14 protein-coding genes are annotated in these 12744 nt (G+C 62.4%); 13 read left to right on the top strand and 1 reads right to left on the bottom strand.

Annotated features, from left to right (window positions below; genetic code table 11):
• The first annotated feature begins 20 nt into the window (after positions 1 to 20).
• From ACVIN2_RS28385 to ACVIN2_RS28405, 5 genes are all read left to right on the top strand, one after another.
• Positions 21 to 1226: an LLM class flavin-dependent oxidoreductase gene (locus tag ACVIN2_RS28385; RefSeq protein WP_456768096.1), complete on the top strand. Its 1206-nt coding sequence runs from the start codon at positions 21 to 23 to the stop codon at positions 1224 to 1226.
• 37 nt (positions 1227 to 1263) lie between these two features.
• Complete coding sequence (locus ACVIN2_RS28390; protein WP_456768097.1) at positions 1264 to 1623, top strand: DUF2200 domain-containing protein; 360 nt, start codon at positions 1264 to 1266, stop codon at positions 1621 to 1623.
• Between the two features lie 117 nt (positions 1624 to 1740).
• A complete protein-coding gene (locus ACVIN2_RS28395; RefSeq protein WP_456768098.1) occupies positions 1741 to 2523 on the top strand; it encodes a helix-turn-helix domain-containing protein in 783 nt (260 codons plus the stop codon).
• Between the two features lie 87 nt (positions 2524 to 2610).
• Positions 2611 to 3054, top strand: coding sequence for a PIN domain-containing protein (locus ACVIN2_RS28400; protein WP_456768099.1), 444 nt, complete (start codon positions 2611 to 2613; stop codon positions 3052 to 3054).
• Positions 2966 to 3658, top strand: coding sequence for a PIN domain-containing protein (locus ACVIN2_RS28405; RefSeq protein WP_456768100.1), 693 nt, complete (start codon positions 2966 to 2968; stop codon positions 3656 to 3658). Before ACVIN2_RS28400 ends, ACVIN2_RS28405 begins: the two co-directional genes overlap by 89 nt.
• 524 nt (positions 3659 to 4182) lie before the next feature.
• On the opposite strand, the gene ACVIN2_RS28410 is transcribed toward ACVIN2_RS28405, so the two are convergent.
• Positions 4183 to 5070, bottom strand: a complete 888-nt coding sequence (locus tag ACVIN2_RS28410; RefSeq protein WP_456768101.1) for a response regulator receiver protein — start codon at positions 5068 to 5070, stop codon at positions 4183 to 4185.
• A 501-nt stretch (positions 5071 to 5571) separates the two neighbouring features.
• Here ACVIN2_RS28410 and ACVIN2_RS28415 point away from each other — a divergent pair.
• The 8 genes from ACVIN2_RS28415 (at position 5572) to ACVIN2_RS28450 (ending at position 12741) form a co-directional block, all read left to right on the top strand.
• Complete coding sequence (locus ACVIN2_RS28415) at positions 5572 to 6738, top strand: cytochrome P450 (RefSeq protein WP_456768102.1); 1167 nt, start codon at positions 5572 to 5574, stop codon at positions 6736 to 6738.
• A 360-nt stretch (positions 6739 to 7098) separates the two neighbouring features.
• On the top strand, positions 7099 to 8061 hold the full coding sequence (locus ACVIN2_RS28420) for a sulfonate ABC transporter substrate-binding protein (protein ID WP_456768103.1): 963 nt from the start codon (positions 7099 to 7101) through the stop codon (positions 8059 to 8061).
• A 38-nt stretch (positions 8062 to 8099) separates the two neighbouring features.
• Complete coding sequence (locus ACVIN2_RS28425) at positions 8100 to 9053, top strand: sulfonate ABC transporter substrate-binding protein (protein WP_456768104.1); 954 nt, start codon at positions 8100 to 8102, stop codon at positions 9051 to 9053.
• Positions 9050 to 10213, top strand: a complete 1164-nt coding sequence (ssuD, locus tag ACVIN2_RS28430; protein WP_456768105.1) for an FMNH2-dependent alkanesulfonate monooxygenase — start codon at positions 9050 to 9052, stop codon at positions 10211 to 10213. Before ACVIN2_RS28425 ends, ssuD begins: the two co-directional genes overlap by 4 nt.
• Positions 10210 to 11016: an ABC transporter permease subunit gene (locus tag ACVIN2_RS28435; protein ID WP_456768106.1), complete on the top strand. Its 807-nt coding sequence runs from the start codon at positions 10210 to 10212 to the stop codon at positions 11014 to 11016. The genes ssuD and ACVIN2_RS28435 overlap by 4 nt, the downstream gene beginning before the upstream one ends.
• A gap of 20 nt (positions 11017 to 11036) precedes the next feature.
• On the top strand, positions 11037 to 11873 hold the full coding sequence (locus ACVIN2_RS28440) for an ATP-binding cassette domain-containing protein (protein WP_456768107.1): 837 nt from the start codon (positions 11037 to 11039) through the stop codon (positions 11871 to 11873).
• Positions 11874 to 11905: 32 nt separating this feature from the next.
• On the top strand, positions 11906 to 12487 hold the full coding sequence (locus ACVIN2_RS28445; RefSeq protein ID WP_456768108.1) for a flavin reductase family protein: 582 nt from the start codon (positions 11906 to 11908) through the stop codon (positions 12485 to 12487).
• A 95-nt stretch (positions 12488 to 12582) separates the two neighbouring features.
• Complete coding sequence (locus tag ACVIN2_RS28450; RefSeq protein WP_018453881.1) at positions 12583 to 12741, top strand: hypothetical protein; 159 nt, start codon at positions 12583 to 12585, stop codon at positions 12739 to 12741.
• The last annotated feature ends 3 nt before the right edge of the window (positions 12742 to 12744 follow it).

The following is a 12744-nucleotide window of genomic DNA, read 5'->3' on the forward strand; positions in this document are numbered from 1 at the left end:
GAAAACTTGGGAGAGGCGTCATGAAGTTCGGCATCTTCTATGAGCTGCAACTGCCACGTCCCTGGGTGGCCGGCGACGAGCTCAACCTCTACCAGAACGCGCTCTCGCAGATGGAACTCGCAGACCAGCTCGGTTACGACCACGCCTGGGTCGTCGAGCATCACTTCCTCGAAGAGTACTCGCACTCGCCCTCGCCGGAATCGTTTCTCGCAGCCGCAAGCCAGCGCACCAAGAACATCCGGCTCGGCCACGGCATCCTCCAGCTCACCACCAACCATCCCGCACGTGTCGCCGAGCGCGTCGCGGTGCTCGACCTGCTCTCCAACGGCCGCTGCGAATTCGGCATGGGCGAGAGCGCCTCGATCACCGAGCTCACGCCGTTCGGCCGCGACATGGAGACCAAGAAAGAGGTGTTCGAGGAGGCCGTCGCTGCGATCTTCCCGATGTTCAAGGACGCGGGAAGCGAGCATCACGGCAAATATTTCGACATCCCCTTGCGCAATGTCGTGCCAAAGCCGGTGCAGAAGCCGCATCCGCCGCTGTGGATGGCCTGCTCGCAACTACAGACCATCGAACGCGCCGGCCGCCACGGCTTTGGCGCGCTCGGCTTCCAGTTCGTCAGCGCGGATGCCGCGCATGCCTGGGTGCACGCCTATTACAACGCCATGACCAAGCGTCTCGCCAAGCTCGCCGACTACGAGATCAACCCGAACATGGCGCTGGTGTCGTTCTTCATGTGCGCGAAGACGGACGAGGAGGCCCGCGCCCGCGCCGACGGCGCCACCTTCTTCCAGTTCGCGTTGCGCTTCTACGGCGCCTCGCAGAACCGCCAGCGTCCGGCGCCCTACACCGTCAACATGTGGGACGAGTACAACAAGTGGAAACGCGATAACCCCGAGGCGCAGGAAGCCGCGCTGCGCGGCGGCCTGATCGGCTCGCCCGAGACCATCCGCAAGAAGCTGAAGCGCTTCCAGGGCTCGCACATCGACCAGGTCATCCTGCTGAACCAGGCGGGCAAGAACAGCCACGAGCACATCTGCGAATCGCTGGAGCTGTTCGGCCGCGAGGTGATGCCGGAATTCCAGAACGATCCGGCGCAGGCGGCGTGGAAGCAAGGCGTCATGAGCGGCGAGATCAAGCTCGAGGAAATCGACACCGAGGCGTTCACCGACCGCTACGGCAAGCTCGCCGTCAGCGTCGCGCCGGCGAAGGCGGCGGCGGGGTAAGGTGTCACGTCCTGCAACAAGCGATCCCGGAGTGCTCATGACAAAACACCGGATCTACACCACCAGCTTCGCAAGCGTTTACCCGCTTTACGTTGCGAAGGCGGAGAAGAAAGGACGCACCAAAGCAGAGGTTGATCAGGTCATCTCCTGGCTGACAGGCTATGGTCAGAAGGAGCTGCAAGCTCAACTGGAACAGCGGACGGACTTCGAAACCTTCTTTGCGAAAGCCCCCAAGATCAATCCTTCGCGAGCCCTGATCAAGGGCGTGGTTTGCGGCGTCCGGGTCGAGGATGTCAAAGAGCCGACGATGCGAGAGATCCGCTACCTGGACAAGCTGATCGATGAGCTGGCCAAGGGAAAAGCAATGGACAAGATTTTGCGGACAAGTGCTGACTGAGGGGTCATCCTTCGTCCGCCTGGCTTGGCGACGTTACGGCAGATATCCGGCGACACCCGCCTTCCGCTGCGCGGCCATTGCTGATAAATTTCGTCAAAAGGCGATGGGGAGAAAACGATGCGCCCTCACGGGACGCCCGCAAATCCGGCAACCGGCGATGTCACGCCCGCGGTGCTCGCCATCGGTCGCCCGGATTTCCCTGATATCCTGATCGATACACTGCGCCGGCAGGCCGGGGTCGGGCATTGCATGGTGTTCGCGCTGAGCCGCGCCGGCGCCGCACACTGCCTGCTCGATGCCGGCAACATCCCGATCGGCGGCGATCTCGGCGCCGCCTATGCCGGGCAGTTCCACCAATCCGATCCCAACCGCGATGCGCTGTTCGAAGGCGAGGGCCGCGCGACGCTCGTGCTGCCCGCCTTCGCGCCGCGCATGTACGGCGCCCGCTACCGCAAAATGTTCTTTGTGGATTCCGGCATCGTCGACAAATGCGCGACCGCGATCTGGGTCGACGACACCTGCTTCTACGTCAATTTCTATCGCATCGCCGTCCAGGGCCGCTTCAGCGACGCCCAGCGTGCGCGGCTTGAGGCCATCGCACCCGCCATCAGTGCGAGCGTGGCGCGCCATTTCCAGCACGGCTCGGCGCCGACGACCGAGCAGTCTCTCGCCGCGCTCTTCGCGACGCGCGCGCCGCTCGCCAGCCTCACCCCGCGCGAGCAGGACGTTTGCCGGCGCATCCTCTCGGGCCTCAGCTCCGAGGCGATCTCGCAGGCGCTCGGCATCAGCCTGCATTCGACCCTGACGTACCGCAAGCGCGCCTATGAACGGCTCGGCATCTCCTCGCAAAGCGAGCTGTTTGCGATCGTGCTGCGGCTTCTGACTCTGAGGTTGAACTGAGAGTGTGCTCAAGAATCCTGCAAACTACTACGCCACGTGTCCGACAACCTGTGCTAAATACCCCAGCGCAGCAGCGGTTTGGGGGCGATGGTGACGGCACCGAGGATAGGGTTGCTATTGGACACCTGTGTTTGGCTGGACATCGCGGGCGACCATAGGAACCGCCATCTTATTCACACGATGGAGAGTTTGAACGGAATAAGCTTATACTTCCTGGTTCCTAGACTCGTGCTTGAGGAGTTTACACGTAACAAGGAGCGCCTGGTCAAAGAGAGCGCACAAAGTCTTTCGTCCGCCTTGCGGAGGACACGTGACACAACGGAGCGGTTTGGCTCCAGACGTCGCAAGGCGACTGTGTTGAACGAGATAGATGAACTCGAACGCAGCCTAACCAACTTCGGCGACCAGATTGCAGAGTTAGTAACCCGCGGTCGAGCAGCTATTGCTTGGATCGAACATTCTCGAAACCACGGAGCAGCTGAAACCTCGCGCCGTGGAGCGGGCATTCGAAAAAAGGGCGCCCTTCCATAGGTCCCGTAACAGTATTGCGGACGCGCTCATCATTGAGATCTACGCCGAAGCCGTCGGCCGTGGTGAAGCGGACGACGAGTATGCGTTTGTTACACACAATACAAAGGATTTCAGCTCTCAGGACGGCGACAACCGATTGCCGCACCCAGATTTGACATCCCTGTTTGCGGAGGAACGGTCGCAATATTTCACATCGATAGTTGATGCCCTCAAGGCGCACTTTGAAGATGATGTGGCGGATTTGACGCGGGAATCGCAACTATACGAAGCGCCGCCACGAAGCTTGAAGGAGATACAGGAGGTCGAAGACGAGCTGACGCTTAGGCGGTGGTACGACCATCATCAGATGCGTGCCGAGTCAATAAAAAGCGGAAAGACGATCCTTGTCGACAAAGAGGATTTCAGCGAGCCAAGACCGCGTGGAACGCAGACGATATCGAAGGATATCTGGAAGGGGGCCCGCAAGGCCGCCAAAGAAGTCGAGCGGCGATTTGGAAAGCGCAATTTGGGGCCGTACACCGATTTTGAGTGGGGCATGTTAGCCGGCAAACACTCCGCCATACGCTGGGTGTTGGGGCACGAGTGGGATTTCCTGGATACTTAATCAGAGACGCGTCTGGAGCCCCGGATTCCGCAGGAATGGAAGATTAATCCTGTTGCCTTGGGGTATGACGGAGGAGAGGAGCTCATAGCCTTTGCTTGCGGTTTTGAACACGCCCCAGGTGCGGGCCGACGAAGTGACGCGGCCGCCCCGGGCGGCAGTCCGGGACGACTCATCATAAGCGCCAACAAACGAGGAGCTGGACGCGTAGTTGTCGTGCTGCCACTTGCAGGTCCGGTTGGTGCATGTAGTCCAGTCGCCATTTGTCGCCCGCGGCCCCGGCGCAGCGCTAGTTACAAGGCCTGTACTTCTGCTCATTTTCGCGGCCTGGCCGGTTCCAGCGAACCGTAGGGATGAGTCAGCTGCAACGGCCGGATGCGGAGTTTGCCGGTTTCGCTCTGAGGGCACGAAAATCCCCGAAGCGATCTCGCGGGGGCTGGGCATCAGCCTGCATTTGACCCCGACCGACCGCAAGTGCCGCCTATGTTCATCGTATGCTGCCTCCAGCCGGCCCGGGTCAAACGGAGCTACTGCTGGTCAAGCTCCGGCTTGGTGGGCCGATCTGATGTCTTCGAGATGGGCTTTGCTGCTTGTAACGGCGGCATTTTACTCCATCGAGACTCTTCCAGAGCGCTCACAACGCTATGCAGGAGGATGTCAGCGAAATTAGTCACGATCCGAGCGCAGGCAGTCGACGCGATACCGCCATTGCTGCCGGAATAGAAGATCAGCCTGGGTTGTTCGGGTCGCATGTAGGCATCTGCCGTTTTGGCATTTGTCGCCAGCCATTCGGCGAAAGCAAACCCCATCTTGGGCGAGTTGTTCAGTGATGTATTTAGATCATCGAGGCTTCCCGACGACTTCTCGCCGGCCGGCGCCTGCGAGAACGCAACACGGCACTTTGAGAGCGGTCCTTTGCCCGGCACATCACTCACGTTGCTGATAATCAGATCGTAGGGCTCTTTATCCTCGACTGCCTGCAATGCGAGGCGCTGGGCCTCGTCTGCCGCGAGCGCTCTTTGCACATGAATATTCATCGCCTCAAGAATCTGACGTTCAACCACGTTGTTTGGCAGATTGGTGTCAAGCCAGAGTACTCGCGCTCCCGCTACGGCCTCTCCAACATGTGCGGCTCTTACGATCGCTCCTTGCGCGAAGTCTCGGTTCGAGACGGAAGTCTTTGCGGTGTTTAGGGCGTCGACTTTTCTTTCCGCCGCGAGCCGATCAAATTTGATGTTGAAAGCCTCTATGTGTGTGATGGTCGAAAGCCAGTTCGACAGATCAGACGCATGGAAGATGGCGTAAACGAAGAGCGCAGCGAATGCTGATAACTTAACCAATGCGCCGGCCTGACGAAGGAATTGGTCGAGTTTCGACTCGGGTGGATCTTGCATTTTTGCAACTGGGGTTTTCATTCATCTCCCATCGTGTCGCTATTCAAAGATGATCGGAGGTCCATATTTTGGACCGCTTAAGTGACCAAAGCCGCGCATGCATCTCGGCGCGTAACGCGACGACTGGACCAGGACGGCGGTGTTCAGGATAGCGATGATTATAGTCGGCGCAGTTGTCGAAACCTTAAATGCTTCGAATCCAATCCTTCGATGCCGGGTTCTGATAGATTCGTCCGTCTCAACTCGGCGGACTGTGAAATGTGTGCGGAGGATTGTTCGAAAGTAAAAAATATCAAATGCCGCGGCCATCCTCGCGGATGGCGGCGCGAGCGCTGATAAATCCTAGTCTATCTAATAGCTGGAGCTTGACAAGCTCAACCTCTGAGCGCGCCTTGTATTTTCAACCTATCCGCGCGTACCGGATTTGTGAGTACGGACCCACGGCTCCTGTCCCAATCGCTGGGGACAGACGGCGCCTCCTGAAGCCGCTAACCTTGGCGGTGATCAGCAATGGAGCGAAGCTTGAGCACCGCGCCGCGCATTGACATCGACCCTGTCGCGTTCTGGGCCGACCCGTACCCGATGCTCGCGACAATGCGCAAGGAGGCGCCAATCGCCTTCGTGCCGCAGCTCGGCTCGACGCTGCTGACGAGCCGCGACGATATCTCGATCTCCGAGAAGCAGATCGACGTGTTCTCCTCGCACCAGCCCGCGGGCCTGATGAACCGGCTGATGGGCCACAACATGATGCGCAAGGACGGCGAGGCGCACCAGGTCGAGCGCCGCGCGATGTTTCCGACGGTGTCGCCGAAGACGGTGAAGGCCCACTGGGCCGCGCTGTTCCAGGCCCATGCCGACCGCATCATCGACGCGATCGCGCCCGGGCGGATCGATTTCATGCGCGACTTCGCGTTGCCGTTCTCCGGCGAATGCCTGAAGTCGATCACCGGCCTCACCAATATCGGCTTTGCGGATATGGACGCCTGGTCACAGGGCATGATCGAGGGCATCGCCAATTACAGCGGCGACGCAGCCGTCGAGGCGCGTTGCCATGCGGCGACATCGGGCATCGATGCGGCGATCGACGACATCCTGCCGGTGATGCGCAAGCATCCCGACCAGAGCATCCTCGGCGTGCTGCTCGCCTCGGGCATGGCGATGGAGAGCGTGCGCGCCAACGTGAAACTCGCGATCTCCGGTGGCCAAAACGAGCCGCGCAAGGCGATCGCCGGCACGGTGTGGGCGTTGCTGAGCCATCCCGACCAGCTCGATCTCGTGCGCAAGGGCGAGGTGACGTGGCTGCAGGCCTTCGAGGAATATGCCCGCTGGATCTCGCCGATCGGCATGTCGCCGCGACGCATCGCAAAGCCGTGGACGATCCGCGACGTCGCGTTCGAAACCGATGAGCGGGTGTTCCTCATGTTCGGCTCCGCCAACCGCGACGAGAAGCATTTTGAGCGCGCCGACCAGTTCGACGTGCGGCGTGATACGGCCAAGAGCGTCGCGTTCGGCGCCGGCCCGCATTTCTGCGCCGGTGCCTGGGCCTCGCGCGCCATGATCGCCGACGTCGCACTGCCGACCTTGTTCGCCCGTGCCGGCCGGCTCGAGATCGCCGACGACGAACCGGTGCGGATCGGCGGCTGGGCCTTTCGCGGGCTGCAAAATCTGCCGGTGAGGTGGCTGCATTAGGCCGGCAGGGACCGGTCCATCCGCAACGCCGCCATGATGCCATCCTGCTCCTGTTTTGCCCGACGAGTCAAAGCAATTTCGGATAAGGCGTAAGTCGTTGTTTTCGCACGCCCCGGCTACTGTGCATGGGGTTGTTTTCGCGATTTTTTTTATTCTCGGTCTGGCGCGTGCGTTTTTCACATTCGCGTGCGGAAAAATATCCCCTGCATTCGCTCAATGGATTGAAAGATTAATCATGCGCTCTGCCACGCCTGCAGTGCTTGCATCGCTATTTTTCCGCGCGTCTCGACACCTCCGATAAGCCGCACCATCATTCCCGAACACGAATGAGGGACGGCCGCACGCGGCCGGGAGTGTCGGATGCAACGTCGGGACTTTCTCAAACTATCCGTTGGAACTGCGGCAGTCGCCGCATTCGCTTCGCATGCCAACGCGCAAGCAGCGTCACAAGGCGCTGTGAAGGAAATTCGTATCGGCTACCAGAAGACCGGCGTGCTGGTTATCACGCGTCAGCAGGCCGCCCTGGAAAAACATTTCGCGCCCTTGGGCATCGACGTGAAATGGGTCGAGTTCTCGTCGGGGCCTCCAATGATGGAGGCGATGAATGTCGGCAGCGTCGATTTCGGCGCGGTCGGCGATTCCCCGCCGGTGTTCGCCCAGGCCGCGGGCGCGGCGATCGTCTATGCCGCCGGCCAGCCCATCACCAACGGACAGGGCATTCTGGTGCCGAAGGACTCGCCGATCCGCGGCATCGCTGACCTGAAGGGCAAGCGCGTCGGCTTTACCAAGGGCTCCAGCGCCCACAACATCGTGGTGCAGACGCTGGAGAAAGCGGGCCTCACCTATGCCGACATCACGCCGGTCTATCTGACGCCGCCGGATGCCGGGCCTGCCTTTGCCAATGGCAGCATCGAGGCATGGGCGATCTGGGATCCGTATTTCGCGATCGGGGAGACCAAGCAGGGCGGCCGCATCCTGATCAATGCGCGCGAAATCACCAAGACCAATTCCTTCTTCATTGCCAACCGCGATTTCGCCAGGAATCACGGCGCGATCCTGCAGCAGATCATCGACGTGACGACCGCAGCTGGTCGATGGGCCGAGCAGCATCGCGACGAGGTCGCCAAATCGCTCGCCGCGATCACCGGCGTCCCGCTGGACATCCAGACCCTCGCCGCCAATCGCGCGAATTTCGTGGTCGGTCCCGTCACCGACGACATCGTCACGACCCAGCAGGGCGTCGCCGACCGCTTCCACAAGCTCGGGCTGATCCCCAAGCCGATCGTCATTCGCGACATCGTCTGGCGCAACCCGGCAGCCTGATCGTGCCAACCAGCCTTCCCATTCAAAAGGGTTTGAACATGAGGCGTATCGTTCAACGCGTAATCGCAGCCATCGTCATGTCGGTCGGCATTGTCGCTGCCGCGGTCGGCACCTCCTACGGTCAGGACAAGGTGGTCCGCATCGGCTACCAGAAATACGGCAAGCTGGTGCTGCTCAAGAGCAAGGGCACGCTGGAGCCGAAGTTAGCTGCCGAGGGCTACAAGGTGGTGTGGACCGAATTCCCCTCCGGTCCGCCGCTGCTCGAAGCGCTCAATGTCGGCGCGATCGATTTCGGCAACACCGGCGAAGCCCCGCCGATCTTCGCGCAGGCCGCCGGCGCGCCGATCCAGTATGTCGCCTACGAGCCGCCGGCGCCGAAGGGCGAGGCGATCCTGGTGCCGAAAGACAGCCCGCTGAAATCGGTCGCCGACCTCAAAGGCAAGAAGGTCGCGCTCAACAAGGGCTCCAATGTCCATTACCTCCTGGTCAAGGCGCTGGAGAAAGCCGGCGTCAAATATTCCGAGATCGAGCCGGTGTTTCTGGCGCCGGCCGATGCGCGCGCCGCCTTCGAGCGCGGCGCAGTCGATGCATGGGTGATCTGGGATCCGTTCCAGGCCGCCGCGGAAGCGGCGACCGGCGCGCGCACGCTCGCTGACGGCACGAACATTGTCGCCAACTACCAGTTCTATTTTTCCTCGAAGAAATTCCTCGAAGCCAATCCGAGGATCGTCGACGCCGTGCTGGCCGAGCTGAGCGCGGTCGACGTTTGGGCCAAGGGCGACATCCACGCGGTTGCCGAGCAGCTGGCGCCGTCGATCGGCCTGTCGGTTCCGGTGGTCGAGGTCGCGCTGAAGCGGCAATCCTACGGCATCAAGCCGCTGACCGACGCCGTCATTGCCGATCAGCAGCAGGTTGCGGACGCGTTCTTCGCGCTCAACCTGATCCCCAAATCCATCAAGATTTCCGACGTGGCGCGGAGGCCAGCTTCATGAGCCAATCCAAGAGCAACATCCTCTGGTTCCTGCCGACCCACGGCGACGGTCGCTATCTCGGCACCGGCATCGGCGGCCGCGAGGTCAATTTCAACTATCTGCGCCAGATCGCGCAGGCCGCCGACCAACTCGGCTATTTCGGCGTGCTGCTGCCGACCGGGCGGTCTTGCGAGGATTCCTGGATCGTCGCCTCTTCGGTCGCGCCGTTCACCGAGCGGCTGCGCTATCTCGTGGCGGTCAGGCCCGGCCTGCAATCGCCGAGCGTGGCCGCGCGCATGACCGCGACGCTCGACCGCATCACCAACGGCCGGCTCCTGGTCAACGTCGTCACCGGCGGCGATCCCGTCGAGAACAAGGGCGACGGCATCTTCCTCGCCCATGACGAGCGCTACGAGGTCACCCGCGAGTTCCTCAGCGTCTATAGCGAGCTGCTCGCCGGCAAGACCGTCAATGTCGACGGCAAGCACATCCACGTCGAAGGCGGCAAGCTGCTGTTTCCTCCGGTGCAGTCGCCGCGTCCGCCGCTCTATTTCGGCGGCTCGTCGGATGCCGGCATCGACGTCGCCGTCGACACTGTCGACAAATATCTCACCTGGGGCGAGCCGCCGGCGCTGGTCGCGGAGAAGATCGCCAAGGTGAGGGAGGTCGCAGCGGCGCGCGGTCGAAAACTATCCTTCGGCATCCGGCTCCACGTGATTGTCCGCGAGACCAGCGACGCGGCCTGGCGTGCGGCCAATGAGCTGATCAAGCATGTCAGCGACGAGACCATCGCGACCGCGCAGAAGAATTTTGAGCGGATGGATTCGGTCGGCCAGCAGCGCATGGCGCAGCTCCACGGCGGCAAGCGCGACAAGCTCGAGATCGCCCCGAACCTGTGGGCCGGCGTCGGCCTTGTGCGCGGCGGCGCCGGCACGGCGCTGGTCGGCGACGCCCAGACGGTCGCGGCCCGCATCAAGGAGTATCAGGACATCGGCATCGATACCTTCATCATGTCGGGCTACCCGCATCTGGAGGAAGCCTATCGTTTCGCCGAGCTGGTGTTCCCGCTGCTCTCGCTGGAGCAGCCCAGCAACGTGACCAGGCTTCACTTCAACGGTGGTCCCTTCGGCGAGACGGTCGGCAGCGATTATCGTCCGCAGCAGCAGGTGTCGCAATCATGAGCCTGATCGACAGCGTTTCACTCCCGCGCAGCTTGCGCCTGCCGCGCGTCGACGGCCTGATCCAGTGGATCGTGCCGCTCGCCATCATCGCGATCTGGCAGGTCGCCAGCGTCACCGGCTTCGTGCCGATTCGGGTGTTGCCGGCACCGAGCGATGTTTTGCTTGCGGGCTGGAAGCTGCTGCTCTCCGGCGAGCTCGTGCGCAACATCTGGGTCTCGTTCTGGCGCGCCTCGATCGGCTTCCTGATCGGCGGCAGCATCGGCTTTGCCTTCGGCCTCGCCAACGGCCTGTCGCAGCTGTCGTCAAAGCTCACCGACACCACGCTGCAGATGGTGCGCAACGTGCCGCATCTGGCGCTGATCCCGCTGGTCATCCTGTGGTTCGGCATCGACGAGAGCGCGAAGCTGTTTTTGGTCGCGCTCGGCGTGTTCTTCCCGATCTACCTCAACACGCTGCACGGCATCCGCACCGTCGATCCGCAGCTGATCGAGATGGGCCGGATCTACGGCATGACCGACGGCGAGCTGTTTCGTCGGGTGATCTTCCCGGGCGCGCTGCCCTCGATCTTCGTCGGCATCCGCTTCGCGCTCGGCATCATGTGGCTGACCCTGATCGTCGCCGAGACCATCGCGGCGTCTTCGGGGCTGGGCTACATGGCGATGCAGGCGCGCGAGTTCATGCTGATCGACGTCGTGGTGCTCTCGATCCTGATCTACGCGCTGCTCGGCAAGCTCGCCGACAGCGCCTCCCGCGTGCTGGAGCGCCTGACGCTCTCCTGGCACCCCGCTTATTGGAAACGCTGAGCAGACATACTGGGAATCACATGCAGACAGCCCTTCGTACCTCCCTTCCGGACACCGAACTCGCCAGCCGTGCCCATTTCGCGCCTCACGCCCGCGTCGTGCGCGAGGAGCGCCCGGTGCAAACGAGCGGGCTGCCGCTCAGCATCCGTGGCTTGCGCAAATCCTACGGCGACAACGAGGTGCTGCGCGGCATCGACCTGCACATCCCCGCCGGCCAGTTCGTCGCCATCGTGGGCAAGAGCGGCTGCGGCAAGAGCACGCTGCTGCGCCTCATCGCCGGTCTGGAGAAGTTCGACGCCGGCAGCATCTCGCTCGGCGACGCCGTGAAGCCCGAGGATATCCGCGTGATGTTCCAGGAGCCGCGGCTGTTGCCCTGGGCCCGCGTTCTCTCCAATGTCGAAGTCGGCCTCGGCCGCGATCGCGCCTCGTCCGACGCGCATTCGCGCGCGGAGAAGGCGCTGACCGAAGTTGGACTAACCGACAAGCGCGACCAGTGGCCCTCGGTGCTGTCGGGCGGCCAGAAGCAGCGCGTAGCCCTTGCCCGCGCGCTGGTCTCGCGTCCCCGTGTGCTCGCCTTCGACGAGCCGCTTGGCGCGCTGGACGCGTTGACCCGCATCTCGATGCAGCGGTTGCTGGAGCGCGTCTGGCGCGACCAGGGCTTTACCGCGATCCTGGTGACCCACGATGTCGCCGAGGCGGTCGCGCTGGCCGACCGGGTGCTGGTGATCGAGGACGGGCGGATCGCCCACGACGTTGTGGTTAACACGGCCCGGCCCCGCGAACGCGGCTCGGCCGAGCTCGCGGGTCTCGAAGGCTCGATCCTGAGCCACCTTTTGTCGGCGGACGATCGTACCTAGATAGAGAGGGACCCCCACTTGGGGACGATGCCATGAATGTAGTGCCCCGCGATCTCATGACCGAAAATGTCGTCTCCCCCGCCGATTTCCGCGGCGCCATGCGCCATCTCACCGGCGGCGTCAGCGTCATCACCGCCGGACGGGGCAAGGACATTACCGGCATGACCGTCACCTCGGTCAGCTCGTTCTCGGTCGATCCGCCGACGCTGATCGTCAGCATCAACCGCGACGCCTCCTCCTTCCCGCTGATCCGCCGCTACGGTGCCTTCGGCGTGAACATCCTCGCGGCCGATCAGCTCGATATCGCCGAGCGCTTTGCCGGCAAGGGCGGGCTCAAGGGTGCCGATCGTTTCGCGGGCGCCAGATGGGTGACGGCGGTCTCCGGTGTTCCGCTGCTGGTTGGCGCATTGTCCGCCGTCGATTGCGAAGTCGAGGAGATCTTCGAGCGCCATTCGCATGGGATCATCATCGGACGGGTGCGAGACGTCAGGAATTCGACGCGTAACGCTGCGCTGGCCTATTGGCACGGCCAGTACGTGGCGGTGGATCAGGACGAAGACGCACTCCGGCTTGCGGACGTCAGCGTTCCCACCCAGGTCCGGCGCGGCATTTGATCGCCGCCGGCCACAGACCGTGCAGGCTGGCCTTTTCCTCCTCATCGCTCTAGAAGCGCTGCCTGAGCCTCCCGCCGGGACAGCAATGGAGCGCAATGATGAAACGCGTCGCGACCTGGGCCTTCTATGCGGTCGGCGCGCTCGCGATCGCCTATCTCGCGCTCTACGCCTATGCGATGTTCAGCGGCCATCCGATCGTGCCGGGCGACCCCATCCAGATCTTCCGCAGGCCGGATGCGCCGAGCTATTCGTGACGG

Source organism: Bradyrhizobium sp. USDA 3650 (assembly GCF_054057395.1).

Coding starts and splice junctions, on each gene's coding strand:
- ACVIN2_RS28385 (WP_456768096.1), top strand. CDS start 21: ATGAAGTTCGGCATCTTCTATGAGCTGCAACTGCCACGTCCCTGGGTG.
- ACVIN2_RS28390 (WP_456768097.1), top strand. CDS start 1,264: ATGACAAAACACCGGATCTACACCACCAGCTTCGCAAGCGTTTACCCG.
- ACVIN2_RS28395 (WP_456768098.1), top strand. CDS start 1,741: ATGCGCCCTCACGGGACGCCCGCAAATCCGGCAACCGGCGATGTCACG.
- ACVIN2_RS28400 (WP_456768099.1), top strand. CDS start 2,611: ATGGTGACGGCACCGAGGATAGGGTTGCTATTGGACACCTGTGTTTGG.
- ACVIN2_RS28410 (WP_456768101.1), bottom strand. CDS start 5,070: ATGAAAACCCCAGTTGCAAAAATGCAAGATCCACCCGAGTCGAAACTC.
- ACVIN2_RS28420 (WP_456768103.1), top strand. CDS start 7,099: ATGCAACGTCGGGACTTTCTCAAACTATCCGTTGGAACTGCGGCAGTC.
- ACVIN2_RS28425 (WP_456768104.1), top strand. CDS start 8,100: ATGAGGCGTATCGTTCAACGCGTAATCGCAGCCATCGTCATGTCGGTC.
- ssuD (WP_456768105.1), top strand. CDS start 9,050: ATGAGCCAATCCAAGAGCAACATCCTCTGGTTCCTGCCGACCCACGGC.
- ACVIN2_RS28435 (WP_456768106.1), top strand. CDS start 10,210: ATGAGCCTGATCGACAGCGTTTCACTCCCGCGCAGCTTGCGCCTGCCG.
- ACVIN2_RS28440 (WP_456768107.1), top strand. CDS start 11,037: ATGCAGACAGCCCTTCGTACCTCCCTTCCGGACACCGAACTCGCCAGC.
- ACVIN2_RS28445 (WP_456768108.1), top strand. CDS start 11,906: ATGAATGTAGTGCCCCGCGATCTCATGACCGAAAATGTCGTCTCCCCC.
- ACVIN2_RS28450 (WP_018453881.1), top strand. CDS start 12,583: ATGATGAAACGCGTCGCGACCTGGGCCTTCTATGCGGTCGGCGCGCTC.